We start from the raw sequence: 25,140 nt of genomic DNA, 5'->3' as shown, positions 1-25,140 counted from the left end.
TAGTTTTGTGCTAGCTCTGATTAAGATCGTCTATTTTTAGTCAGAGACATCTTTCTTATAATAAGGTCATTGTTATCGCATTCATTCAAAGCCAAGGAGGCTGACAGCCATGCAGGAAAACACACCTTTATTATTGACTGATGAGCAAATGAGAGAATTTATTACAAACGGATGTTTAATACTCAAAACCGACTTTTCGAGCGAGTTTCACAGCAATCTATTAGCACAATTAAACACGGTCTATGCGGAAGAGGGGAATCCCGGCAATAATTTACTCCCCCGTATTCGTGAGCTGCAAAAAGTATTCGATCACCCTGTTGTGACAGGTGCTTTAACTAGCGTATTAGGCCAGAACTATATGATGCACGCACATAGACATGGGCATTTCAATGCTTCAGCAACGGCTGGAGGCTGGCATAAGGACAGCTATTGGGGCTATGACAGAATGCGCAATCATCACCCCAATTGGGCAATGATTATGTATTTCCCACAGGATACACCAGTGGAATTAGGACCGACAGGTGTTATGCCAGGCACGCAGAATTACCAGACTCGGACTTTTGAATCGAGTGAACAAGAAGGGGAAGTCTTAGCAAGCGGGGAAGCGGGTACCTTTGCGCTGATTCATTATGATATTTGGCATCGTTCCACACCTAATGTGTTAGGAGAGCCGCGCTACATGCTGAAGTTTGAATTCATGCGGACAGAGCTGCCGCAAGCACCTAGTTGGAATAATCAAGAGGCAGCGTGGAGGAAGCCAGCCAACTTGCATTTGCCAATAGCCGAGCATGATTTGATGTGGGAAGAAACCTGGAACTGGCTGTCTGGCAAAATCGGCAGTCTGGCAGGAACAGCTGCATCTGATCCGGATCAGATTAAGGAATTATCCGCTAAGTTGGATGGTTTTGAACCGCTAGCGATCAACGCGGCCTATGATCTGGCACGAAGAGGGCAGCAGGGTGTGGACGCTTTGCTCGAAGGATTAAATAGCGAGAATAAACAAGTATCGCGAATTTCCGCTTATGGATTATCAGTTTCTGGAAGCGAGGCAGTTAAAGGGCTAATTGCAGCTTTGCAACATGAAAATATTGAAATCGTTACACATGCGATATTCGCTCTTGGTGAATTAAGAGGTTTAGCGGAAGAAGCAGTTCCAGCCTTCATAAAACTGCTTGAACATCCAGTTGATCGAGTTCGCTGCGCCGTAGTAGATGCACTTGGATTCATGAACACACCTTTGAATGAGATCGTATCAAGCTTAGGTAGATGCTTACAAGATGAGAACGCGCAAGTTCGCTTCATGGCAAGTTTGTCCTTGTCACGATTAGGCTCTCAAGCGGAAGCAGCTGTGCCGCAGTTGGAAATAGCATTGGATGATGAGAACAGATATGTTCGTGCTCATGCTGCGGAATCTCTGAATTATATCGGTTCGGAGCGGGCTAAGAATACACTCATTAAATTTCTGCTTAATTCCCGCTGGTGCCCGACAACGACAAAGACAAATTCGTTCTATCCGTAAACGCGTAAAATAGATTGAGAGAAAAGGGCAAATTAACTTTTGCTCTTTTTGCGTTGTATCCATGTTTCATTTCAACATAGTTTCGTTGTAATCGATCATTTTCGGCTTCAAATCACGGAAAGAAGTTGGTGTGAAACCCGTTTGTTCTCGGAACATGCGGGAAAAATACGATAATTCCATGCCCAGCGAATCGGCGATTTGTGAAACATTTAATTCCGACATCATGAGTAAATCTTTGGCCTTCTCCGAGCGCAAATGGTTCATATATTGAATCGGTGAATAACCCGTAAACTGTTTAAAAGCATTAATAAAGTAGTTAGGGTGATAGTGCGCAATTTGGGATAATGTATCTATGGATACGTTGTCAGCGATATGCTGTTCCATATAGTGCAGCACACTATTCATTTTCTCGTAAGTAGGGGTAGAAGCCAAGTTCAGCTTGACAGTTTCAGTTTGTTCAATGAAATCGGCAATGAATTCACTTATAATCGCATTGACTCTAAAAGCGGAAGTTAACTCTTCACTTTTATTATAGGCTATCAGTTGTTCGAATTTTTTTTGCAAAGCTTCTGGATCTTTGATCGTAATGAAAGCGGATGTTTGTAAAATCTGGAACAGATCCAAATCCCCAATTTTGGCCGTGAAATGACACCAGTATTTTCCGAAAGTGTTATCACTTATGGTTCCATAAGCTTGATCACTCCCCGCTGGAAGCAGATAAAGTTCACCTGGTTTCGGATAATAGGTCTGATCCCCAACTTTTACAAAGCCTTCTCCCTCGATAATAAAATACAAGCGATTAAATGGACAAGAAGCGTTCGCATCGTTCCAGGATTTCAGTACCTTGGTATAAGCAGCATAGGATAAATCAAGCTTCGCTTTAGCCATATATTTCTTCCAGAAGGTGAGCTGACTAGGATTCATATCTATTCTCATGGGCTCATATTCCTTTCACGAAGAGTCGGCAAATGCCATCAACAAATTGCTGCTTGTTATAGCCCAGAATTTCTCGATGATACAAGTACTGTTCTGGAGTTAGGGAGGCAAGTATGGTGTTAACTGTCAAATTGATATCGATCTGTTCAATTTCCCCTTGTTCAACAGCACGAGTGATCAAAGGAGCAACAATGCTGTGAAGTCGGATATAAATGGGCTTTTTGTGTAAATAGAAGCTTCGTTTGTCCGTATACATAGTGTTGATAACGGAAAGCAAAGAGGCTTTATCGTCCACAAAATCAATAATTCGAGCGATCGTGTCTGCCAATTGGCTCATTGCTGTTACATCGGGAGCGGGATCAGCAAGCCCCTCTTCAAGAGAAGCAAGAAACTGGGTTGTTGTTGAACGAAGCAGATCACTGCAAACCTCGCCAAGATGGGCGTAACGGCGATAAAGAGTACCTTGTCCAACACCCGACTCTTTGGCAATCTGGTGCATGGTAACGGATTCAATTTGATTGGTTTCGAACAGGCTTCTAGCAGAAGTAAGAATACGCTGGCGATACTCCGAATCACGTTCTTCACGTCGACCGCAAGGTGGAATGGCTTTCATATCTTGGTTATACAATGAATTCTCATTGGTATCTGGATGTTTCATACATGGTCCTCCTATAAGAACAATCTTAACAAAAGAAATAATTGACATTCCGGACAATTGTCCGTAATATGATGTTGCGGACAATTGTCCGTAACTATTGTAACACGATGGAATAGATATTGTGAAGGAGGAACACAACATGAGTCAACCAATAACATCTGGCCAAGCGGAGCCAGAGTTTAAGATTACGAGTATTCTGGTACCGCTCATCGCCATCATATCGGGTATATTTATGGTTATCCTCGACACGACTGCGATGAATGTGGCATTGTCGAAGCTGGTCATCGATTTTAAAACGGATTTACCGACCATTCAGTGGACCGTAACGGGCTATATGCTGGCGACAGCGGCAGTCATTCCTCTAGCAGGATGGTTATCTGATCGATTTGGGGCGAAGAACGTATTCCTCACCTCGGTTGTTCTTTTCACCGTAGCATCAGTGTTATGTGCTACCCCGAACAGCGCGGAGTTGTTGATTGTTTTCCGTATCCTTCAAGGTTTAGGCGGCGGATTCGTTATGCCTGTTGCTATGGCATACGTATTCCGGCTAAGTCCACCGAACAAAATTGGTCAAGTGATGGGGATGTTGGGGGTGCCCATTTTGTTGGCGCCTGCGATTGGGCCTATCTTATCCGGATGGCTGGTTGAGTACCATTCTTGGCACTGGATTTTCTTAATTAATCTTCCCGTTGGTATTTTCAGCTTTATCTTTGGACTATGGAAGCTGCCGGCTGTCGCACGTAAGAAGGTAGCTGGTTTTGATTTACCGGGTATGATTCTAGGGCCCATTGCCTTCGCATCCTTATCTTATGGGATTACACAAGGTGCTGAAAGTTGGACTTCTGATAAAACGTTGTGGGGCATCATCATTGGAGCTGTCGCCTTGATCGCCTTTATCATTGTTGAACTTAAATCCAAACTCCCTCTGCTCGAGTTGAGAGTGTTCAGATCTGTTGATTTCTCCTTCGGTATTTTCGTACAGTGGGTACTGCAATTCTGCTTGTTCGGGGCTATTTTCCTGCTTCCGCAATTTCTTCAGCAAGCCCGCGGGTACGGTGCGTTCGATACGGGGATGACGTTATTCCCGCAAGCGTTAGCGTCGGCCGTCATGATGCCGATTGGCGGTTACTTGTTTGATAAAATCGGTGTTCGCTGGTTGGTTGTCGCTGGACTCAGTCTTGTTTCCGGAGCGATCTTTCAATATTCACATGTCGATCTAACGACAGAAGGACATGACTTAATTTTACCGCTTATTATGGCGGGTTCGGGTATGGGACTTATGATGATGCCGCTTAATTCGCATCTGATTAAGAAAGCTCCGCATGATTTGGTGAGTCGAGTTACTTCTTTAACTAGTGCGATGCAGCAAGTTATCAATTCTTTTGCCGTTGCTACCTTGGTGACAATTCTCTCCTCGCGCGTGAACTCATCCATAGCTGCAAAGAATATTCCAATAACCAGCCCTGCTGATATGCAAAAAGCTATGCTTGCTGTAGCGCCAGAAGCGTTCGGCCAGACTTTCCACGTGATGCTAATTATTGCGATCTGTGGGATATTCTTAGGCTTGTTCCTTCGCCGTGACAAGACACAGCCTAGTGAGGCTGTAAAACAAGAAGTCGCGTTAGAAGGACTACACTAAATACGAACAATTGTACAAGAAGCTTACCGATGAATCGGTAGGCTTTTTTGTACATAGAAGTTGGTATTTATGGAATTCTAAATTATAGTGCAAAACATCCTATTAGGGGGCAATACAATGAGTCAAGATGAGCATCATATTCAATTAACTTCTGGTGATATCGCGCCTCTATGGGCAGGTTATTTAAGTGACAGTATGGTAAATTGTGTACTTAAACATTTCTTACATACTGTTGAAGATAGTGAAGTAAAACCAATCATTGAATATGCTCTTGGATTAACAAAGGAACATATGGAATTTAGTAACAAGTTATTTAAAGACGAAGAGTTCCCTATCCCTATTGCCTTTACAGACAAGGATGTCAACCTAAATGCACCAAGACTATTTTCAGATGGCTATATGCTTCTCTATATCAGGCATATGGGCATTGCTGGTATAGTTACTTACGGAATGGCATTAGCAAGCAGTTCAAGACAGGATATTCGTGCATTCTTTCAACATAATCTGAAGACTGCGGCTGAGCTGATGGAGAAATCTACGGCTATTCTGCAATCTAAAGGAATTCTCCCCAGGAGTCCTTTCATACCATATCCGGATTCAGTTGAGTATGTACACAAAGAAAGTTGGTTAAATGGACTGCTGGGTGATCGTAGACCCTTAAATGCAGTAGAAATCTCAAACCTTCATATGAATATTATGAAGAACAGCATAGGTCAGGCATTGATGTTAGGTTTTTCTCAAGTTGCTCAAACCAAAGAAGTCGTTTCATATATCGTGCGCGGCAGAGATATCTCCAAGAAGCATGTCGAAGTATTCAGCGCGTTATTACGCGATGACCAGATGCCGGCACCTACGACATGGGAAACAGAAATTTCGAATTCTAAGGAGTCCCCATTTTCTGATAAACTAATGCTCTATCATACTGTTTTTCTCTCAGCAGTAGGATTAGGGAACTATGGAGCTTCTCTCGCAGCAAGCATGAGGAGAGATTTGACAACGGTATATCTTCGACTTACAGGTGAAATCGGAACCTATGCGGACGATGGCGCAGAACTCACGATAAAGAATGAATGGATGGAAAAAATGCCTGGTGCGATCGAACGTAATGCTTTACTCTCCTTATAAGCGGTGATTTAAATGGTCGTAAAGAGTGATTTTTCTTCAATAAAAAACCATCCAAGGATTGAATTGGATGGTCTTTGGTATGTCAGGATTGTACAGCTATACATCTCTACTCTTCTTGGTGCTTGGTTTTTTCTTCGCAGGAACCTTCTCTGGCATCGCTGAGGCCCATTGCAAGGATTGCTCGATCCACGCCGTAATTGTATCAGGCGTTTCCCGCCACTGCTCCGGTAAGGTGACATATTCCTTCATCGGTTTGCCTGGCATGGGGGAAAATAACGATGCTCCTTCTTGCTCGACAAGACGAGTACGCTCGTCCTCCGGCAGGCGGATAAAGATTTGCTGTCCGTAAAGTCCAACGAACATGTTGCCATTAATAAAACCAGCCAGATTACCGAACATTGGACGGATATGAATATGAGGATCGCCGGGCATAACAGCAGCGAAAAATTGTTTCATCTCCTCATCAGGACGAGGCATGGACATAAAGGAAACACCCTTTTCGATTTGATATTATTATTTATCCATCATAGCTTTAAGCCGCTTCAAGTCTCCTTGAATGCTTCTTCTAACTTGGGGAGACATGATGAGATCCGTTAACTTATAGAAGCCTTCAGAGGTACCTTCAACACGTATTTGTGCCAATGTGCCATCATTTTCATCATCAAATTGATACGTAACTTTCATCGGAAACGGACCTTTGATCGATTGCATCACCATTAGCTGCTCGGGTACATATTCAACTACTTTAAGAACATAATGAATTTCCTTACCTAGAAATTTTGCAATTCGTCTTACCTGAGTTCCCAAGCCAATGGGGCGTTCGGTAAGGAGTTCAGCCTCCGTAATGCCTTTGGTCCATTTGGGATCATTGGTTGGCTCCATCGCATATCGAGCAACCTCTATACGGTTCTTAGCAATCACCAGCTTGGCCGAAACATCAATTCCCATATCTATAATCTCCTTATATCATATCGTAATTCGAAATAGTTCGTAAAATCAGTCGCTGTTGACACTCGTATTTTAGCAATCACTTACATAAGTGTCAACTTAAATAGTTTCGTTAGTTAAGTTGACACTTAATTAAGTATATGCTAAATTAACGTCATGATCGAAAAAGTGATCCAAGCCATTGTAGAGCCAAGACGCAGAGATATTTTATATCTCGTACGTGACGGAGAGCTTACATCAAGCTCCATCGCGTCCCATTTTGACATTTCGGCGCCAGCAGTATCTCAACATCTTAAGGTTCTTGAGGAATCCGGTCTACTTGTGGTTCGGAGAGAGGGAACCAAGCGGTATTATCGTATGAGGAGGGAAGGTTTTGCTGATCTGAAAGAATACATTGACCGTTTCTGGGATGATAGTCTACTGCTATTGAAGGAAGCCGCAGAAGAAGAAGAGAGGAGACAACGTAACCGTGAATCAAATGAATCAGACCAGTGACACGATTAGGAAAGAGATGTTTATCGATTGCCGTCCGGAGATTTTATTCTCCTTTTTTACAGATCCTGAGAAGATGGTTCGTTGGATGGGCAAACATATTCTGCTCGAGCCAAGCATCGGAGGGAAATATCGGATCGATGTTAATGGATCGGATATTGCGATGGGGGAGTATAAAGAGATTATTCCTAACGAGAAAATCGTTATGACGTGGGGCTGGGAGAAGTCCAAGGTAGTTCCACCTGGTTCAAGCACGCTCGAATTTAAATTCACAGCTAAAGACAAAGGTACTGTTCTGCTATTAACTCACTACGATTTGCCGGTCGAAGAAGTAGCCGCCCACACAGCGGGTTGGATGCACTATACAACTAGACTCCAAACGTTGGCTGAGGGTGGAGATCCTGGTGTGGATCCTTGGTCTGTTAAGGCCATGCACTAAAAATTACGTTTTATAAAAAAGCTTATGGGGAGATGGAAGACAATGACAACATTATCTTGCGATTGTGGATTCAAAGTAGAAGAGGGAAACCGGTACGAAGTAGAGGCGAAGATGTGGCATCATGCCATTCACGATCACGCTGATATGTTGAAAAGCATGTCTGTAGAGCAGCTTACACAATGGTTGATGGGAAAAGACAAGCAATTAGGCGATTCTTCAGCAATTCATCAGGAGGTTGTGTTCGCAGCAAGCCCGAACCGCGTTTATGAAGCATTGACCGATGCTGCACAGTTTAGCAAAGTCTCAGGAGGAGCTCCTACAGAAATAACTCCGGAGGCTGGCGGTTCATTCTCCTGCTTCGGAGGGATGATCGTAGGGAGAAACATTGAGCTTGAGCCAAACAAGCGAATCGTTCAAGCGTGGCGTGTCGCGAATTGGGAAGAAGGAGTATATTCTCTAGTGAAGTTCGAATTGGAAGAGCAAGGCGCGGAAACCCGCCTAATCTTTAGCCATACCGGCTTTCCTGCAGGACAAGAAGCTCACCTGGCTCCAGGCTGGCATACAAACTATTGGGAACCGCTCAAGAAGTATCTAGCTTAACCTGATAAACGGTATTCGTTCTCTTGGAACGAATACCGTTTTTATTCGTCTATTAATTTTGGGTAAGGGGTAAGCAAAACTTGCCCCTTATTTAACGGTCCGCCGCGGAAAAAGATGTATTCATTGCTAAAGTGCGGGGAGCACGTGGAAGTGACATGATAGTGAGAAAAACACGAAGGGGCTGTCTCAAAAGGCGTTTATGGAGTAATGGCAGGCACTTTGACCGTTACTGTAACGTGCTATGGTTTGGTAACTAGAACTTAACGAGGGAACGTAGAGGCGTTATTTGGTTGGAAAACACCCGAAATGATGAGGAAGAGGAACGAGGAGGCGTTATTTCACGGTTTTTTGTCTCCGAATCGCCCCTTTTGATCAAATAGCGCTCTCACGTTCCTCTTATACGATTTTATTCGCATATTTCCCGAAATAGCGGCCATACGTTCCTCTAAATAGAGTTCGGCGTGACTTTCTATTATAGTCGAAACAAAAGGGCTGTCCCAGTTCATAATGAACTTTTGGGACAGCCTCCATCGTTCGTCAATCACCACTCCTTACGAAGTGCAAACAAATCTCTCAATTCGTCGTTTGAGAGTTCTGTAATCCAGCCTTCGGAGGTGGAGATCACGTTCTCGCTTAGACTCATCTTGTTCTCGAGCATCTCGTCGATTCGTTCCTCCAAGGTGCCGAGGGAAATGAACTTGTGTACTTGTACATTGCGCGTCTGTCCCATCCGATAGGCGCGATCCGTGGCCTGGTTCTCTACGGCAGGGTTCCACCAACGGTCGAAGTGGAACACATGGTTCGCTGCGGTCAAGTTGAGTCCGACTCCGCCAGCTTTCAGCGACAGAACAAAGATACCCGGCCCTGTTTCATCTGCGGCTTGGAACGTATCAATCATCTTATCGCGCTCCAACTTGGGCGTGCTTCCGTTCAGATACAATACCGGTTCATTCCGCCCAGCCCGCAGCACGTCTGCCAATATTCGCCCCATGCCTACATACTGGGTGAAAATCAGGCAAGAGTCGCCCTCGTCTCGGAGTTCACCGACCATGGCAACCAGTCGCTCAAGCTTCGCGGATCGCATTACGAAGGCTTCGCGGCTCTCCTCGGAAAGTAGAGTGTCCTCCGTTAGATCAGCTTCCTTCGTTAGCAGCATAGGGTGGTCGCATAGCTGCTTTAGCTGTGTTAAGGCTGCTAGGATCGCTCCTTTGCGCTCCATGCCTTCCAGCTTTTGCATACGTTCCATGAGATCCTTGACGGATCGTTCATAGAGTGCTCCTTGCTCGGCTGTTAGATTGATATAGACTTTCATTTCAAGTTTATCAGGCAAATCAAGCTGGATCGCAGGATCTTTCTTTTTGCGGCGCAGCATGAAAGGTTTGACGAGCTTTTGCAGCTGTGCCGTTCGCTCCTCGTCGTGGTGCTTCTCTATCGGATTCGCAAAACGATGTTGAAACCCGCGTTGGTTCCCGAGGTATCCTGGATTAAGAAAGTCGTAGATCGACCACAGCTCAGATAATCGATTCTCAATAGGTGTTCCTGTCAGCGCAATGCGGTGCCGAGCTTTGAATGTACGAATCGCTGCGGACTGCTTATTGTGGGCATTCTTGATATTCTGGGCTTCATCTAAGCAAAGGGAACTCCACATGGTTTCCTGCAGAGTCTCTTGATCCATCAAAGCTGTCGTATAAGAGGTAAGCACAATATCGGTGTCTTTCAAAACCGTAGAAAGAGACTCACCGCTTAGTCGTCCCTTCCCGTAATGAAGAAAAACCTTTAAATCTGGAGCAAAGCGAACAAGCTCCTTCTGCCAGTTGCCAAGCACAGATGTGGGGCAGATCAGTAGGGCAGGGTGCTCGGACTCCGCTCTATGGTGGAGTAAATACGTGATGAATTGAACGGTCTTGCCGAGCCCCATGTCATCAGCTAAACACGCGCCAAGCCCGAATTTCCTAAGGAAGCTCAGCCACGTGAAGCCCTCGCGTTGATATCCGCGAAGCTCAGCGCGCAACCCCTCCGGCACAGCAATTTCTTTCAATTCCGAAGGCTGTCCAAGCTGACGCAGCAGCGCCAAGAGATGCGCATTCAGCTCGACTTCCAGCTTCAGCCGTTCTTCATTATCCGCTTCTTCTTCCGCCGTAAGACTTTCCTTTTGGGTTCTTTCCTTTTCTGATTCACTTAACAGGTGAAGCTGAAAGATGTCCTGCAGGGACAGACCTTCTTCCGGATTCACGCTTTCCATGAGTCTCTTGATTTGCTCCAGTAAAGCAGGGTCCAAGTAAACCCATTGTCCACGGAAGCGGATAAGCCGTTCATTGTGGCTAAGCAGACCAGCGAAATCTGCTTCGCTCAGGTCGGTATCGCCAATGGCAATCCGCCAATCGAAGTTTACCAGCGAGTTCAGCCCGAACAGCGACTCCCCTCTGCCGCCAGCTTCTGAGGAAACCTTTGCACGCAGCCGAGGCTTCCGTTTCGAGGCGGCCTCCCACCAACCGGGGAGCATGACATTCCAGCCATCTTCTAACAAAAGGCGGCTGTCCGTTGTCAGAAACGACCAAGCTGCTTCGTCGCTTAAAGGCTCTGCAAATAGCTCGCCGCCGCTACTGCGCCCAGGCAATGCTTCTGTTAGTCTTGTAGCCCAGCCAAGAGAACGCTCCAGGATATACGAACTCCAATCACTAGCCCACGTGCCTGAAGCACGTCCGTCTGCATAAAGACGAATTGGCGTTAACACAGAGCCTTCACTTTTACTTTGCAGTACCAAGCGAAGGCGCCAAGTGTCATCGTTTTCGTCAGGTTCCAGCAGCTGCAGAGCAGGGCGGAAGGGAGCGGTATCCGGTCTCCAGCCTAGAGAGGCAAGCCATTCTTCGTCCGTGAACGCATCAGCCGAGGTTGGGGCAGATTTCTGTGCTCGGAACAGGGCTGGATAATCTCGCCGAAGATCGGATAAGGCAGCTTCATTGGGATAGTGCTCAGCTGAAACCACGGCAGAGAAGGCGGCACGCAAGCCAGACATTCTGTCACCTAAGCCGTCTAAGCTTTTTAGTGCATGCCAGTCAAGTTCTTTCAGTGACTCCGTCTCGGCATCCCAAGTCCAAGCCAGATTCCCATTCCGGAATGCGCTGTAGCTGGGTACATAGTGACCTGCTTTAGCTTCTCGGTATAGAACCGGCGCCACTTCTAGCAGTCCCTTAGTGGTTTCGTTTCCCCCTTCCCATCGGAGGACATCCATGAAATAGGGTTCTGCGAAGAAGGGGAGCACCATCTCCACGGGAAGGACCGTTAATGTCAACTCTCCCGCTAACTGTTGGTCCAAAATGGTTCCATAGTAAGAAGGCTCGTGCCACGCGAACAGCAGCTTTCGAAATTTATCTCCGGGCACATCGCGTCCGTCCTGCAGCCCCCAGAGTAAGGCATCTCCACTGTCCGTTAAGGTCACGTTCAATGTCATATCATGCAATTTTGTGCTCATCCCAGTAGCTTTCCTTTCCTAAGTTCCTCTTGCAGTGCCCTCAGCCTGCTGTGCCGTTCCACGAAACCAGAAAAGAAATGTTCCCATCGCTCGGTTTGTTTCATTTTCTTGTACACTTTATCGAGCCTCTTGAGGAGCCTTACTGCTAATTTATAATCATGCCGGTTTTTCAAACTTACATAGTGATCTACGGCTTGATGGTAATAGGGTAGAAGGAGCTTTGGTGTATCCTTTTCAATCGGCTGCAGAACATTGACGCGATGGTAGAGAGGGTCATGCCCCTGAAGGATCTGCATTTCCAACCAAGGCTTCCATTTTCTTTGTTCGTACAGCATTTCCTCAATAATCCGGAAAGAATAAGGCAATAGTTCTTCTAAAACGTTCCACATATGTTCTTCCGCTTGAGGGAGATGCACGATGGCTTTTGTCCAAAAATCGGCATAAACTTCAAGTTCTTTGGTTCGTTTCCTATTGAAAAAAGAGGCTGATCTTCTCAACCAATTCACTAACTCTTCCCAGTTCTGGGTGTCATATAGATAGTCTAGGAAAGGGATAAATAGTTTGGCAGGGGCCTCTTTGAAAATATCATTCTCTTCTAAAGCCTCCCAGGCTTCTTTACTCCTAGTTTGCTGCAAGTACAAGAAGGCCTTTGCGGCCGAGAGAGAAGGTGAGGGACTGTCCATTGTCATCGACTCAAGAGCGTCTATTTCCTTAGTTACATATTGACTCGCCTCGGGATCTGGGGTAACCCAATATTTCCAAAGCTCCGTATAGACGCCATAATCTTGATAGTTATGACCAACTTCTTCAGCCATCTGCTGTCTGATATAACTTAATGTCTGTTCAAGGCGCTCACCGGAGACCGAGAAGTTGAGAAGGGGCGATTTTTGCTTCAGCCAAGTATGAATCTCATCGTAAACCCGGTAAAGGGTGAAAGACGTGTAGGAACTTACGCCACCTTGTACATTCTGCTCTTTTAGTTTTCTAAGGATAAATAATTCCTGATGCATGTCAAAAAAAATCTGATCCATATCAGAAAAAGGAATAGTGATCTTCTTGATGTTTTGCAATTGCATCCGCAGCATGTCAACATAATTTCCCAAATCATACGTCGCCTTAATGAGAGACGTGTAATGGTTCAGAAACTTCTGCCAGCCGGATACATCCATTTTGGGTAATTGTAGGAGCGTAGACTCCAAGGAGGTAGTTGACGTTGCCCGCTTGAGATGAAGTTTGGCATTCATAATTTGGATAGCAGGGTAACCAAGACGATCCCCAAGCTCCATCCAAACTGCTGCAATATGCTTGCAAGCGGCTGGTACTGGACAACTACATTGACTGGCGTAGGGCTTGTCCAAGTTCAGAATGACACGGTTTTCTCCTGATTCTTCTTCTTGCACCCCTGCCCGAACGAATAGAGTCTCAGATACGATTAGCGAAGTTACACGCTGTTTTTTAAAGTAAGTAAACCCTCGACTAAGGGTAACGTCATTATAAGTTTCGGCTACGTACTCCAGCAGCTCCAACCATTGGTCATCGTTTATAATGGGAGAACTCATCGAATAGCTCCTTTTTTTCCACTTTCAATAATCAAAATCATCTTTTAGTATAAATAGTGAAGCTGATAATGTAAATTTAATACTTAACAAATGAGTATGATACACCAGTCAGTGAGTCTATTTAATAGGAAGGATGATTCGATTTGAAATCTCGGATAAAGTATTTTGTAGCCATAATAACTTCAGTCGTTTTAGGCTTAAGCTCAAGAACGTTTTCCGACCTAATCCCATTATTTATTGCTAAAAATGCTGGGGATGTGCTTTGGGCAAGTATGGTCTATTTTGGTTTTCGATTTCTTTTTATACAGAGAAGTTTAAAATGGGCAGTAATAATCAGTGTCTTATTTAGCTTTGCTATTGAATGTAGTCAGTTGTATAAAGCAGATTGGATAATCGAAATAAGAAATACGGTCATTGGATCCCTCATACTTGGAAGAGGATATGTAACGGTTGATTTGTTTAGATATGTCATAGGAATTACAATTGCTTTTTGGATAGACAAGCTATGGCTGCAGCGCGATAAGCGCATTTAATCATGTCATTTACCCACGAAGGGACGATTTTCGCATCCAACCTATCAGTACGATCAAGAGAGGATAGATGATGCCTATTAGGAGTGCGAGGGGAATAAACGTTAAGCTATCCCATTTCTCTTCATACGATGTATTTGGATATACAACAAGAGATAGAACTGTAACAATCAATCCTAATGGAAAACAAAGCATTTTGTAATCACGTAAATGGAACACATGCGCAATGCCTCTTATCGTTGTGTAAAAAAACATAGATAGTTTGAAATAAATCGAAACAAGCCACAAAAATGCCGCAATCACTTCAATTCGTTGTAAAAAATTTGCTACATTAATTCTTTGTGCAAGGGCGTAACTGGGATAAACTTGCATAGCGGTATTATCTGCCCCTAATACCAGAACACTTGAAACGATGAGTAGAAGTATCATTATGCCACTAACGATTACGCCTATTAAATAAGCTTTCTTAGCCCTTTGCATACTAGTAACTTGATGAATGATGGGGCCAATCGTAATAAACAATGATATATAAGTATAACTAGTGATTCTTACTGCAGATCGAACGACCGGAATGGTGGTTGTTTCCCCAACGGGTAAAAGATTGTAAAGTTCCATATTAGGAATACTAGTGACCATGAATAAGATAAATAAAAGCACGATCCAAGGGAAGAAGATCTCTGCAGTTCTTAACATGACAAGCATCCCTAGCTTTGCTCCCATTACGACAACTAGCATGAATAAGATGTGAATAGCTTGAATTGGCGTAGTCGGCATGATTTGGGTGATCATAAAATGACCCACATAAAAAACAACTTCTGAACAAAAAATGAGTGTCAATAGTGCAAGACCGAGCGTGATGAACTTTCCCAACCACTTGCCAAAAACTTTCTCATTAATATCAAAAATAGAACACTTTGGGAATTTTTTGGAAATAAATACATAAAGACAAACGAGAACGACACCCATTACAATGCTTACCACTTGTGGCATCCATGCATCCTGCTTAACATCTGCCGCAACTGATGCCGGAATAATCAAGATAGCCGTTCCAATGGCATATAGGATGACGATAATCATTAATTGTCGCGGGGAAATTTGATCTGTACCCATATATACACGTCCCTTAGTTACCTCATTTATCCCTTTTTCTTCGCAAGCAGCTAAGACTGATCAATAAGAGTGGATACACGGATCCAAAACAAAACGTGAGCGGAACCCATGTCAATACATCCCATTGGTGTGTATAAGCCACATTCGGATATACCACTAATGAAAGCACTGTGACGATAAACCCAATTGGAATCGAAAGAGATTTGTAATTCTGGATCTGAAATAATGAGGCAATACCTTTAATCGCTACGTGAAAATAAAGTGTCAATTTAAAATAAATGGAAATAAACCATAAGAATGCAACAGTGACCTCGATACGCTGCAAAAAATTCCCTACACTTATTTTCTTTGCCAATGCATAAGTGGCATACACTTGTCTTGACGACTGGTCGGGTCCCATCACCAAGATGCTAAGAAAAGCTATAATAATCATCAAAATTCCGCTCGCTATACCTCCATATAGAAATGATTTAGTTAACCCTTTAGGGAATTTAACATCGTTTGAGATCAAGCAAAACGTAAAAATGATAGGAAAATAGGAATAAACGATCATAAATATGGATGCCCGAGTAATAGATATTATACTTGCTTCTCCTATGGGCAAAAGGTTCTTCATTTGGGCCTGCGGCGTTACAAAGATCACCAATAGAAAAAATAACAGAAGAATCCACGGGAAAAAGATTTCCGCGGTTCTCCCCAATACAACTACGCCTAGCTTTGTACCTAGAATTACAAAAGTAATCATAAGAATATTTATGGCATGTATAGGTGTCGTTGGCATGATTTGAGTAGTCATGAAGGCGCCAATATAGTATAGTACCTGTGCGCTGAGCACAACTGCGATAAAGACTAAAAAGAGTGTTACAGCTTTGCCTAACCATTTCCCTAATACAAGTTCATTCATTTCGAATAACGTATAATCGGGATACATCTTCGCTAACTTCACATACATCCATAAGAAAAGCAAACCAATGCTTACGCCCATTACACCTGAGATCCAGGCATCCTGCTTAGTTTCTGCGGCTAACATCGAGGGGACTACAAGAATGGTCGTTCCCACCGAAAATAAAATAATGAGGATCATGAGTTGACGAGCCGATAATATGTTCTCGTTATTCATGACAGGCCTCCCTAAGCAGGATAAATGCTTATAATTTTATCAAACCGATTTGCAGTAAAAGTTTGGTTAATGGCACCATTAGAAACGTAATCCAGTCGGCCGGATTAGGTATTTGTTTGGCCATTCCTTTCAGAGTCGCCATCACATTACCAAGCAACATGAGTGTGCAGTAGATCCAAACTTCCTTCCTACATCCTTGTTTCCATAAACGCGGAATTTCATAGCACGCAATGAGAATTGATAACGCAAGTACACATAGCCCGATTAACATAACTATTACTCCTTCATATCGTTAACAACTGAATCACCCAGTGTCCCGGTACCTCTAACTTTGGCAACTATATTCAGATGGGGTTCCAATTCCTTGAAAAGTTCTTCCCAGTTGTTCTTCACTTTATTCCAATACTTAGGATCAGCGCGATGAACAGCCTCACCGAAACCAAATATATCTGCACCTAGTTTTTGTGCCTTCTTAATGGCACTCTCCATATTAGACTTACCAAATTCAACATATTTTTTATCTAAGTAATCGATGGTTTCGACTTTGAATAGATCGATTTTACATTCCACATCGGAAACATTTCCCTCTGCTCGAGATTCAATGTAAATCTCAGGTTTATCGTTTTTTACAACGGCATATACCTTGCTTTTGATGCGGGCCACATCAATGCCAATGTTCCCTCCATTAGGACAGACCAGATGTATAGCAGACCGCTTTGATTGATTGGTAATAACGGAATAAGCTCGAGACTCATTTTCGTTTAGCCAACCAACCAGTTTATCTTTCTTGATGATCGCGTTACCCGAGTATTTTAATCGTGCAGGAGGCCCTGTGTAATCAATGTTTTTGTTACTAATGCCAACCTTCTGATCTCCAATAACCTGAATTCCTGATATGACCGTACTCTTCCCTGGGGTTACTATAGCATTCGATAATTGATCTAGTTGAATCGTTACTGCAGCTGTCCATTCTTTCTTAGCTGCTTCGAGGGAGTTAAAGATGTAATTGGCTGGAACTTTCTCCAAAGGTGTCATCACACTTAATAATTTCTTAGCGGTGCCTTCTCTGGCAATGACTACGTTGAAATCAGATCGAAATTCGCTCCCTCTCATTAAATAATCCATCGAATTGACAATCCCTCTCTTGGCTAATTCCTCGGAAAACACCAGAATACGGATATGAGCGAAATAGATCTTTCTCGAAATCGACGAAGTCAATCGTTTCACAGCTTCGTTCAGTGTGTCGCCTTTAGATGAATACACAATAACGGGACTTTCATGCTCACTTTTCGCCTTCGTCACACTGCTAGGATTAACAATTTGAACGGTTAACTCAAACTGATCACCCGCAATATCAATGCCAACTCCTTCTGCTATGGCAATATCATTAAGCTCCTTACGGCTCCAACAGCCGCTTAAAAGTAAAACTATGGTAAGTAAGCAAGCTGTTAGTCGAATAAATGATTTCACATCTGCCTCTTTCCTCCTTCTAAGGTTTGAAGGGCTTTCTATTCGCTTTCTTAACTACGTTACTGGCATTAACGATACGAACTCGTGAAAATAACGATTGAAAAGGAAATCGAAACAAGGCATCCTTTTGTTTGTTCAATTCAAGCGGAGCAAAAGGGCTTAAATAAGGCACACCAAAGGATTGCAAACTATTCAAATGCAGAATTAGTCCGAGTAATCCTGCGAGTATGCCGAAAAATCCAAATGAAGCAGCTAAGGCCATCAGAGGAAATCGCAGGATGCGAATGGCATTTGATAAGTCGTAGGAAGGGGAAACAAAGCTGGAAATCGCCGTAATGGAAACAACGATAACCATAGCTGCCGAAACAATTCCGGCTTCAACTGCTGCTTGCCCAATGACTAGCGTTCCAACAAACGATAAGGCAGAACCTATGCTTCGCGGCATGCGTAGGGCTGCTTCCCGTAAAACCTCAAATGTAATCTCCATCAACAAGGCTTCGATGAACGCCGGAAATGGAATGCCTTCTCTTTGTGCAGCGAGGCTAATGAGCAGTTGAGTCGGCAGCATTTCTTGATGGAACGTTGTTATTGCTACATAAAAAGAAGGGGCTAATAAGGCAATGAGAAATCCAGCATAACGAAGCATCCTTACTAATGTGCTAATATCTACCCGATGATAATAGTCCTCGGAAGCTTTGAGGAAAGTTTCAAATAAAGCAGGAGCAATCAGCACGAAGGGGGTCCCATCTACGAGAATGGCAATTTTGCCGTGAATCAATTCAAGCGCGACGACATCTGGACGTTCGGAGTTATACACGGTTGGGAAAGGAGTTATCACTTCATCCTGAATGAGTTCCTCAATATTACTGCTCTCGAAAATCCCGTCAATGTGAATCTGAGTCAATCGATTGCGGGCCTCGAGAATTAGTGAATCTAGTGCAATATCTTTCACATACATAAGAACAACGTCAGTTTGGGTAACCTGGCCAACCTGAAAGGTTTCCATCCATAAATTCGGATCTTTGATCTTTCTTCGAATCAAGGCGGTATTCGTTCGAATGGATTCGGAGAAAGCTTCCCGCGGCCCGCGCACGACGGTTTCTACATTCGTCTCTGTAACGCCTCGGTCTTTCCACCCTTTGGTACCTGCTGCGAGCCCTTTGGTATACCCGTTCATCAATATGACTGAATCGCCCGATAGGATATGATGGAGCATTCTTTTCATATCCGATACGTTCTGAATTTCACCAATCGTCAGTGTATGCATGGTTAATACATCAAATGGGTCTTGCTCGGGATCAATTTCCGTGGAATCTGCCATCAAAGATCTCATTACGAAATCATTGACGACAGTCGCATCAACAAGACCATCTGTATACAAGATGGCTAACCCTTCTGTAATGGAATTATAGGTAAATTCTCGGATAATAATATCCGTGCTGTTTCCGAGACTTTGTCGAACGTAATCAACATTTTCTTGAATGGTTGAGAATAAAGGCATGGATGCCGTAGGTTCTACGATTGTGTTCTGCGAAGGAGCAATTGGATTCTTTTTGGAGCGAAGCCAGTGAGCGAACATGTGGTAGTTTCTCCAAGTTCTAGGATGTTGTTATATCAACATCATTTCCTGAATTTTCATGAGGTATGCGTACCGAAGTTCTTTTGTTCGTTTCTCAAAACAAATTATTCGCACAAAAAGGTGACGTCAGATGCTAATATAGGTAGACCGTCGAATCATTCATTAAATCTGGTTCTACATTTTTTTAAATTCAACGATATTCAGCTATTGTTATGGAGTCAAAAGTTTGGTTTCAGACGAATGATTTTATCATCGCCTTTATTTGGCTTGCCGCGACCGTCACGGTTGTTCGTCATGAGATATAGAGATCCGTCGGGTCCTTCATAGACATTGCGAAGCCTGCCGAATTTCCCTTGAAATAAATGTTCCACGTTGGTGACAGTATCGTACTTTGGCCCTTTTAGGTTTACTTTTAAAAGCCGTTCTCCCCGTAATCCTGCCACCAGGAGGCTGCCTTTCCAAGGCCCTTTGCTAACGAAAGCTGCGCCTGATGGCGCCCACGTTTCTTTTCCGCTCTGGAGGATTGGCGTTTTTAGATTAGCTTTCTCTGGACTCGTTGCTGTTTCACCTTCAATTAATGGCCAACCATAATTGCCTCCAGGTTCAATAAGGTTAATCTCATCATGTGCGGATTGTCCATGTTCGGAGCTGTATAACTGCCCTGTTTCTGGATGCCAAGCGAGCCCTTGAGGGTTACGGTGTCCCATGCTATAAATAGGTGAATTCTTAATAGGATTAGAGGCAGGAATAGACCCATCTAGGGCTATTCGTAATATTTTGCCTCCCGTGCTAGTTGGATCCTGTGCTAAAGGAGGATCATACCGATCACCAGAAGTAATATAAAGCAACTTATCGGCACCAATTTTAATCCTTCCGCCGTTATGGTTTTCCGCTCCTGGTAATCCGGAAATTAATACTTTATCCAGCTGCGCTTTATTATTCTTTTCGATAAGCCTCAACACACGATTGTTAACTTGATCCTTCACTCGATAGGTGTGATATACATAGATATAGTGGTTTTCCATAAAAGAGGGATCAAGCGCAAGTCCAAGCAATCCTCCCTCACCTTCGCTGATGAAGGGGGCTCCGAAAGAGATAACCGGCTCAGGGTTCAGAAGACCCTTCTCAATCACACGCAAAGTACCGGGTCTTTCGGTGAAAAAAATCCGGCCATCCTTCGCAATATCCATCTCCCAAGGGACGTTAAGTCCTTCGGCGACGGTTTCTATTTTATAGGGAATATCCAATTGTGTAGTTGATGTCTGATCTGGAGATGGTTCATTTACTTCTTTATACGGCGTACAGCCAGAGGTGATCCCAAGCGATACAGCTATTAGAATAACAAGGACCGTTCTCATTACCATTTCCTCCTCAATGATTAGGATGATCATGCATTTGCCTGTGGTATGTAAGAATTATTGTACCATTTTGTGGAAGAAAACGATAAAACTGCTTTATTAAAAAGAACGGTAATGTCCACGATTCTGATATTTTTTGGATTCCTAATGTACAAAAAGGTAATTCCTTTTTAGACTCGAATATGTTAACAAAATGGATACATGAGTAGGGGGGAGCGAAAATTTTTCATTCTACATCCAAAGCGAAGAAAGTTGCAGATACGGATAAGCACATGTTTTTCAACGAGGGAACAAATTCCGGTCATAAAGCGCGAGCTAATAATCCGATGTCGGCATTGCACAGTCTTCACCAAACCGTTGGTAATGCGTCAGTTCAGCGAATGGTGAAATCCACTCTAAATCAACACTCCACTGTGATTCAGCGAGTTATAGCGCCGCATGCTGTTTCGCCGGGTACTATTGAGAAGAAAGAAGAAATGATGAAATCCAAGTTAGAACGACCATACAGTGACTTTTCCACAGAGCAGAAATCCCGTCTGATCGAATCGGAGTTAAAGCCATATTTTAACAGATTAGTTTCTGGAGAATTTAGTAAACTGTACGGGATTCAAACAACGCTCCAGCCCAATGAAAAACAAGAAATTATCACGGAAACGAATATGAAGATCGTAAGTTTAACGAGTTATGCACCGTTCACTAGTTCCCAAAAGTTGGAGAATCTCCGTATTCAAATAAACGAATTGCTTCGTGATGCGGAGGCGAGGTTATCGGGAAAAGAACCGCGAGATAATGTGTCGCTGCCGGAAGTACTTGTTGGCCATGAACTGACATTCACAAATAAGAGTTTTGCCAAAGTCACAAGTATGGCAGGTAAGAAAAAGGAGGAAAAAGTCCGTTCTGAATATTTCGCTGTTTACCAAAATGTATTAAGAGATTGGACAGCCATTATGGCCTCTTACGGCTTTAGGGGGGAAAACGGAGTCGATAAATATAACTATCCGAACGTCACCTTCAGATTTCCAGGAATCAACTGGAGTTATATTGCTTCCTTCGATGACGCCGTGATTGAGATTATCACACCCCCTGTGAAAGCAGACCAACTAACCAAAGGCGAAATTGCAGAGGCCATGGATCGTTATATTTTTGATATTGCCAAGTCACTTAAATTGTATGCCGGCAAGGATGCAGGCGGCGGACATATTAATATAGACCGAAAAACTGGATTCGAACGAGGGGGGAGGAACTTAGCAGTCTTTTTGGAGAATTTTTTTAAAAACTCCGCTTGGTTTAAGGAGCAGGATCCAGATACAGTCAACGCACCATTCCCGGATGAATTGAAGAAGAATCGCAAAAATGTTGCAGAAGAAGTTATCGAAAAACATAAAGCTAGCTTCAATGTTAAAGATAAAACCGAGTCGTCTCGCGCTTTTGTAAAAGAAATGCTTGATAGAGTGTTCGATACGGCTAATGTGGACAAGAAAGGGATGCAGCCGCACTTTCAGGCCGTCAATTTGGAACATTATGCGGAGAAGCAAGGTGTTCCTCCAAAAAGAGGGGAAGAGGACGAACGCCACGGTGAGGATAATCCTGATCTTCAGAGAGTGGAAGTACGACGTATTACCGCTCCTGGTGATCGACAAGAATTATTAATGCAGTTAAATAAAATTTTTGAACTCATGGCTGCGCCAATAAGGGATTAATAAAAGGAACCAAAATTCTATGATTCTATATCAAAATGAACATACCACCGTTTTTCAAAGCGGACTATATCAAACGACATCAACCGTTGTGCTAACGAAGGATATAGTATTAGTTGTTGATCCGAACTGGCTTCCAAATGAAGTTGAGGACATTCGAAACTATGTTGATTCGGTAAAAGGTGATCGAGACCTATACATGTTATTTACGCATGGCGATTTTGATCACATTATTGGTTATAAAGCGTTTCCCGGCGCTAAAACAATTGGAAGTTACGCACTAAGCTGTCACCCGAAGAAAGATTATAAGATTGCTTTGATTCAAGAATTCGATAGGAAACATTATATTAATCGAAATTATCCCGTCGAATTTCCAACCCTTGATATCATCATTTCGGAAGATGCCGAGGAATTAAGGATAGGGGATACGTTATTGACTTTTTATAAATCCCCGGGGCACACACCGGACGGATTGTTTACTGTTATTGAGCCGTTGGGTATTTGGATTACGGGTGATTATTTATCAGATTTCGAATTGCCGTTTATTTATCATAGTGCCAAAGCATATAAGGAAACGATGATTACGGCAAGTCAGATTTTAGATAAACACATAATCGAGCTGTTAGTTCCGGGGCATGGACAAGTTACCATCGATACAACGGAGATGAAAAGGCGTTTGGACATGTCTTCTGATCATTTGGAACGGCTTATTAAGGCGGTCATTGCAAAAGATGAGAATGCTATCGCGGCGCTTGGTGATGAGCATGCTTATAAATCTTCATTTACAGAAGAATGCCACAAAGAAAATATTAGAATCATTGCGCAGGAATATTTGTGCGAGTAAATAATTATTTCAAGAAGTCTAAAGGAAGTGATTATGTGAATCTCAAGTACTTTGTTTTGTTTGTTTTTATCGTTTACATGTTATTCAAGGGGATCAAAGCATATCAAGCTAAAAGCCAAGTGGGAGCTATAATTTTTAAGGGAACAAGTAATTATAAAAGCATTCAAACAATGATATTTTCAATTCTTGCTTTACCATTTGTAATATTACTAGAGTGGAATATAAAATATATGATTTTGATAGTCATAGTTATCCTTGGGTTTCTTATTGAACAAGTGTACGTGGGAGAGCTCGGAATAAAATTAAATGATGAATTCTTTGCTAAGGAACGCATCATGCACGTCTACATGGTTGAGGGTCGTGTGGATCAATTTGAAATAATGATAAACGGAAGAACGGATACGATAAAAATTACAATTAGTAAGAGCTTAATTGGAAAACCCGTAGAAGAAATTTTAGAGGCCTACCTAAATCCTATAAAAGTATAAATAGGCTTACGGAATGGGTGGTTAATGGATAGAGGGAGTCGTCCTTAAATGAAAAAATTAATTGTCAGATTTACACTATTACTCGCAGTTATTATCATTATTGTAGGTTATCAATACGCTAGACCTATACTTACATCGGACGAAGCAATTTCAATGGCCAAAAAGCATTTGGATACAGCAAATACTAAAATGAATCTTCCTTTCAAAACAAATAATATTGAGAGCTGTTGGGTCAATAAAGACACTTTTTGGAATACTGCTACTGGTAACAGAAAATGGTCTGTGTCCATCGATGGTGTTGCGATTGATTTAAATGCATACAGGGGGGAGTTTATCGACATGACATTTCCATTGGATGGCGTCCTAACGAAGGATGACCACCCCGACTGGTTTTCAAAGTAACATGTTGTACATATTTTTCACCCCTATCGGGCAAACCAAGCATGGATTCTTTTCAATCCACTAATTATTTGGGTTAGGGGTGATAGCACATTAGCGTTCAAACGATACAAAAACCGCGCATGGGACTGCCGGATTTGAAGGATAAGGTCGCATTGATCACGGGAGCGGGATCAGGAATTGGTCAGGCTGCCGCCGAGATGCTTGCACAACAAGGGATGAAAGTGTGCCTTGTGGATATGAAGGACGACCGGCTAGAACAGACGAGACAGGATATTGTGGCGGCAGGCGGTCAGGCGATCACAGTTGATGTCGACGTCTCGGATCCGGAACGTGTTGCTAAAGCGTTCGAACAAACGGTAAAAACCTGGGGACGACTAGACGTGGTCTTTGCTAATGCTGGGATTAACGGAGTTTTGGCGCCGATCGAAGATATGAACCCTGAGGATTGGGATCGTACGTTGTCCGTCAATCTGAAAGGGACATTCCTGTGCGTCAAACAAGCGATTCCTCATATGAAAGAGAACGGCGGCAGCATAGTCATCACAAGCTCGATTAACGGCAGCCGCGCCTTCTCTGGATTTGGTATGACAGCCTATAGCACATCAAAAGCAGGACAAGTGGCATTCGCCAAGATGGCCGCATTGGAGCTGGCCCGCTACAAAATACGTGTCAACGCCATCTGTCCAGGGTCAATTAAGACCAACATTGGAGAAAATACACAGCCGACGCCGGAGCTTGAGAAAATCAAAATTCCAGTCAAATATCCGCAAGGCAGCCAGCCGTTGGAACACGCACCAGGTCAACCGGAGCAGGTTGCTAATCTGGTAGCTTTCCTTGCCTCGGAAGCCTCGAGTCATATTACTGGCACGGAGTTGTTCATTGACGGCGCTGAATCGCTGCTTTAACAATACCTTGTAAACTCACTTGTTGGCGGGTGAGGGATACGGATGAATTTCCAAGGAAATGAGCAGTCTATATTCGGAGGTGAAAGAAACCATGGATGAGCAAAAAGAAACAGTCACTTCATACGATCCAAAAAGCGGACAATCCAAGGAGGTAAATATCGTCTTTGATCATGCCCGTAGTGGAGGGTTGAAATATACAGTCGAAGATGTAGAGAAAGATAATAAGAAACATGACGAATAGTCACTTATA

General features: G+C 43.3%; 25 protein-coding genes. 13 read left to right on the top strand and 12 right to left on the bottom strand.

What is annotated here, in order from left to right; translation table 11 throughout:
• Positions 1 to 109 precede the first annotated feature (109 nt).
• Complete coding sequence (locus AC58UU_RS04565; RefSeq protein ID WP_497313418.1) at positions 110 to 1,519, top strand: HEAT repeat domain-containing protein; 1,410 nt, start codon at positions 110 to 112, stop codon at positions 1,517 to 1,519.
• Positions 1,520 to 1,585: 66 nt separating this feature from the next.
• Here AC58UU_RS04565 and AC58UU_RS04560 read toward each other — a convergent pair whose 3' ends face one another.
• Together AC58UU_RS04560 and AC58UU_RS04555 are read right to left on the bottom strand one after the other, a co-directional pair.
• Positions 1,586 to 2,455: an AraC family transcriptional regulator gene (locus AC58UU_RS04560; RefSeq protein WP_497313416.1), complete on the bottom strand. Its 870-nt coding sequence runs from the start codon at positions 2,453 to 2,455 to the stop codon at positions 1,586 to 1,588.
• A gap of 4 nt (positions 2,456 to 2,459) precedes the next feature.
• On the bottom strand, positions 2,460 to 3,113 hold the full coding sequence (locus AC58UU_RS04555; RefSeq protein WP_497313414.1) for a TetR/AcrR family transcriptional regulator: 654 nt from the start codon (positions 3,111 to 3,113) through the stop codon (positions 2,460 to 2,462).
• Positions 3,114 to 3,252: 139 nt separating this feature from the next.
• On the opposite strand from AC58UU_RS04555, the gene AC58UU_RS04550 reads away from it, so the two are divergent.
• Together AC58UU_RS04550 and AC58UU_RS04545 are read left to right on the top strand one after the other, a co-directional pair.
• The gene (locus tag AC58UU_RS04550) at positions 3,253 to 4,752 is read left to right on the top strand and encodes an MDR family MFS transporter (protein WP_497313412.1); all 1,500 of its coding nucleotides are present in this window, start codon (positions 3,253 to 3,255) and stop codon (positions 4,750 to 4,752) included.
• A 117-nt stretch (positions 4,753 to 4,869) separates the two neighbouring features.
• Positions 4,870 to 5,877: a DUF3231 family protein gene (locus AC58UU_RS04545; protein ID WP_497313410.1), complete on the top strand. Its 1,008-nt coding sequence runs from the start codon at positions 4,870 to 4,872 to the stop codon at positions 5,875 to 5,877.
• A 96-nt stretch (positions 5,878 to 5,973) separates the two neighbouring features.
• On the opposite strand, the gene AC58UU_RS04540 is transcribed toward AC58UU_RS04545, so the two are convergent.
• Both AC58UU_RS04540 and AC58UU_RS04535 read right to left on the bottom strand, forming a co-directional pair.
• On the bottom strand, positions 5,974 to 6,360 hold the full coding sequence (locus AC58UU_RS04540) for a TfoX/Sxy family protein (protein ID WP_497313408.1): 387 nt from the start codon (positions 6,358 to 6,360) through the stop codon (positions 5,974 to 5,976).
• Positions 6,361 to 6,390: 30 nt separating this feature from the next.
• Positions 6,391 to 6,825, bottom strand: coding sequence for an SRPBCC family protein (locus AC58UU_RS04535; protein ID WP_497313406.1), 435 nt, complete (start codon positions 6,823 to 6,825; stop codon positions 6,391 to 6,393).
• A 156-nt stretch (positions 6,826 to 6,981) separates the two neighbouring features.
• Between AC58UU_RS04535 and AC58UU_RS04530 the strand changes: the two genes are divergently transcribed.
• The 3 genes from AC58UU_RS04530 to AC58UU_RS04520 are packed head-to-tail and all read left to right on the top strand — an operon-like array spanning position 6,982 to position 8,356.
• Entirely contained in the window at positions 6,982 to 7,320 is a 339-nt protein-coding gene (locus AC58UU_RS04530; RefSeq protein WP_497313404.1) for an ArsR/SmtB family transcription factor, read from the top strand.
• Positions 7,304 to 7,756 carry an SRPBCC domain-containing protein gene (locus AC58UU_RS04525; RefSeq protein WP_497313985.1) on the top strand — a complete coding sequence of 151 codons (453 nt, stop codon included), beginning with the start codon at positions 7,304 to 7,306 and terminating at the stop codon, positions 7,754 to 7,756. Before AC58UU_RS04530 ends, AC58UU_RS04525 begins: the two co-directional genes overlap by 17 nt.
• A gap of 42 nt (positions 7,757 to 7,798) precedes the next feature.
• On the top strand, positions 7,799 to 8,356 hold the full coding sequence (locus AC58UU_RS04520; RefSeq protein ID WP_497313402.1) for an SRPBCC domain-containing protein: 558 nt from the start codon (positions 7,799 to 7,801) through the stop codon (positions 8,354 to 8,356).
• A 541-nt stretch (positions 8,357 to 8,897) separates the two neighbouring features.
• Here the strand turns inward: AC58UU_RS04520 and AC58UU_RS04515 are convergent.
• Both AC58UU_RS04515 and AC58UU_RS04510 read right to left on the bottom strand, forming a co-directional pair.
• Positions 8,898 to 11,828 carry a DEAD/DEAH box helicase gene (locus AC58UU_RS04515; protein ID WP_497313400.1) on the bottom strand — a complete coding sequence of 977 codons (2,931 nt, stop codon included), beginning with the start codon at positions 11,826 to 11,828 and terminating at the stop codon, positions 8,898 to 8,900.
• Entirely contained in the window at positions 11,825 to 13,387 is a 1,563-nt protein-coding gene (locus tag AC58UU_RS04510) for an SWIM zinc finger family protein (protein WP_497313398.1), read from the bottom strand. Before AC58UU_RS04510 ends, AC58UU_RS04515 begins: the two co-directional genes overlap by 4 nt.
• 143 nt (positions 13,388 to 13,530) lie before the next feature.
• On the opposite strand from AC58UU_RS04510, the gene AC58UU_RS04505 reads away from it, so the two are divergent.
• The gene (locus tag AC58UU_RS04505; RefSeq protein WP_497313396.1) at positions 13,531 to 13,920 is read left to right on the top strand and encodes a ribosomal maturation YjgA family protein; all 390 of its coding nucleotides are present in this window, start codon (positions 13,531 to 13,533) and stop codon (positions 13,918 to 13,920) included.
• A gap of 9 nt (positions 13,921 to 13,929) precedes the next feature.
• On the opposite strand, the gene AC58UU_RS04500 is transcribed toward AC58UU_RS04505, so the two are convergent.
• The 6 genes from AC58UU_RS04500 to AC58UU_RS04475 form a co-directional block, all read right to left on the bottom strand.
• Positions 13,930 to 15,027: a GerAB/ArcD/ProY family transporter gene (locus AC58UU_RS04500; protein WP_497313394.1), complete on the bottom strand. Its 1,098-nt coding sequence runs from the start codon at positions 15,025 to 15,027 to the stop codon at positions 13,930 to 13,932.
• Positions 15,028 to 15,049: 22 nt separating this feature from the next.
• On the bottom strand, positions 15,050 to 16,147 hold the full coding sequence (locus tag AC58UU_RS04495; RefSeq protein ID WP_497313392.1) for a GerAB/ArcD/ProY family transporter: 1,098 nt from the start codon (positions 16,145 to 16,147) through the stop codon (positions 15,050 to 15,052).
• A gap of 28 nt (positions 16,148 to 16,175) precedes the next feature.
• The gene (locus AC58UU_RS04490) at positions 16,176 to 16,418 is read right to left on the bottom strand and encodes a hypothetical protein (protein ID WP_497313390.1); all 243 of its coding nucleotides are present in this window, start codon (positions 16,416 to 16,418) and stop codon (positions 16,176 to 16,178) included.
• A 5-nt stretch (positions 16,419 to 16,423) separates the two neighbouring features.
• On the bottom strand, positions 16,424 to 17,617 hold the full coding sequence (locus AC58UU_RS04485; protein ID WP_497313389.1) for a Ger(x)C family spore germination protein: 1,194 nt from the start codon (positions 17,615 to 17,617) through the stop codon (positions 16,424 to 16,426).
• Positions 17,618 to 17,636: 19 nt separating this feature from the next.
• Positions 17,637 to 19,196, bottom strand: coding sequence for a spore germination protein (locus tag AC58UU_RS04480; protein WP_497313387.1), 1,560 nt, complete (start codon positions 19,194 to 19,196; stop codon positions 17,637 to 17,639).
• A 218-nt stretch (positions 19,197 to 19,414) separates the two neighbouring features.
• On the bottom strand, positions 19,415 to 20,554 hold the full coding sequence (locus tag AC58UU_RS04475; RefSeq protein ID WP_497313385.1) for a PQQ-dependent sugar dehydrogenase: 1,140 nt from the start codon (positions 20,552 to 20,554) through the stop codon (positions 19,415 to 19,417).
• A gap of 272 nt (positions 20,555 to 20,826) precedes the next feature.
• Between AC58UU_RS04475 and AC58UU_RS04470 the strand changes: the two genes are divergently transcribed.
• From AC58UU_RS04470 to AC58UU_RS04445, 6 genes are all read left to right on the top strand, one after another.
• Positions 20,827 to 22,254: a hypothetical protein gene (locus AC58UU_RS04470; protein WP_497313383.1), complete on the top strand. Its 1,428-nt coding sequence runs from the start codon at positions 20,827 to 20,829 to the stop codon at positions 22,252 to 22,254.
• 19 nt (positions 22,255 to 22,273) lie between these two features.
• Positions 22,274 to 23,095: an MBL fold metallo-hydrolase gene (locus tag AC58UU_RS04465; RefSeq protein WP_497313381.1), complete on the top strand. Its 822-nt coding sequence runs from the start codon at positions 22,274 to 22,276 to the stop codon at positions 23,093 to 23,095.
• A gap of 35 nt (positions 23,096 to 23,130) precedes the next feature.
• Positions 23,131 to 23,583, top strand: a complete 453-nt coding sequence (locus AC58UU_RS04460; protein WP_497313379.1) for a hypothetical protein — start codon at positions 23,131 to 23,133, stop codon at positions 23,581 to 23,583.
• Between the two features lie 48 nt (positions 23,584 to 23,631).
• Entirely contained in the window at positions 23,632 to 23,985 is a 354-nt protein-coding gene (locus AC58UU_RS04455; RefSeq protein WP_497313377.1) for a hypothetical protein, read from the top strand.
• Positions 23,986 to 24,104: 119 nt separating this feature from the next.
• Positions 24,105 to 24,890: an SDR family oxidoreductase gene (locus AC58UU_RS04450; RefSeq protein ID WP_497313375.1), complete on the top strand. Its 786-nt coding sequence runs from the start codon at positions 24,105 to 24,107 to the stop codon at positions 24,888 to 24,890.
• Between the two features lie 91 nt (positions 24,891 to 24,981).
• Positions 24,982 to 25,131 (top strand): hypothetical protein, encoded by a 150-nt coding sequence (locus AC58UU_RS04445; protein WP_497313373.1) that lies wholly within the window; start codon positions 24,982 to 24,984, stop codon positions 25,129 to 25,131.
• The last annotated feature ends 9 nt before the right edge of the window (positions 25,132 to 25,140 follow it).

The sequence above is a fragment of the Paenibacillus sp. JT22N1 genome, from assembly GCF_059692155.1.
This window is presented reverse-complemented; position numbering and strand designations above follow the sequence as displayed.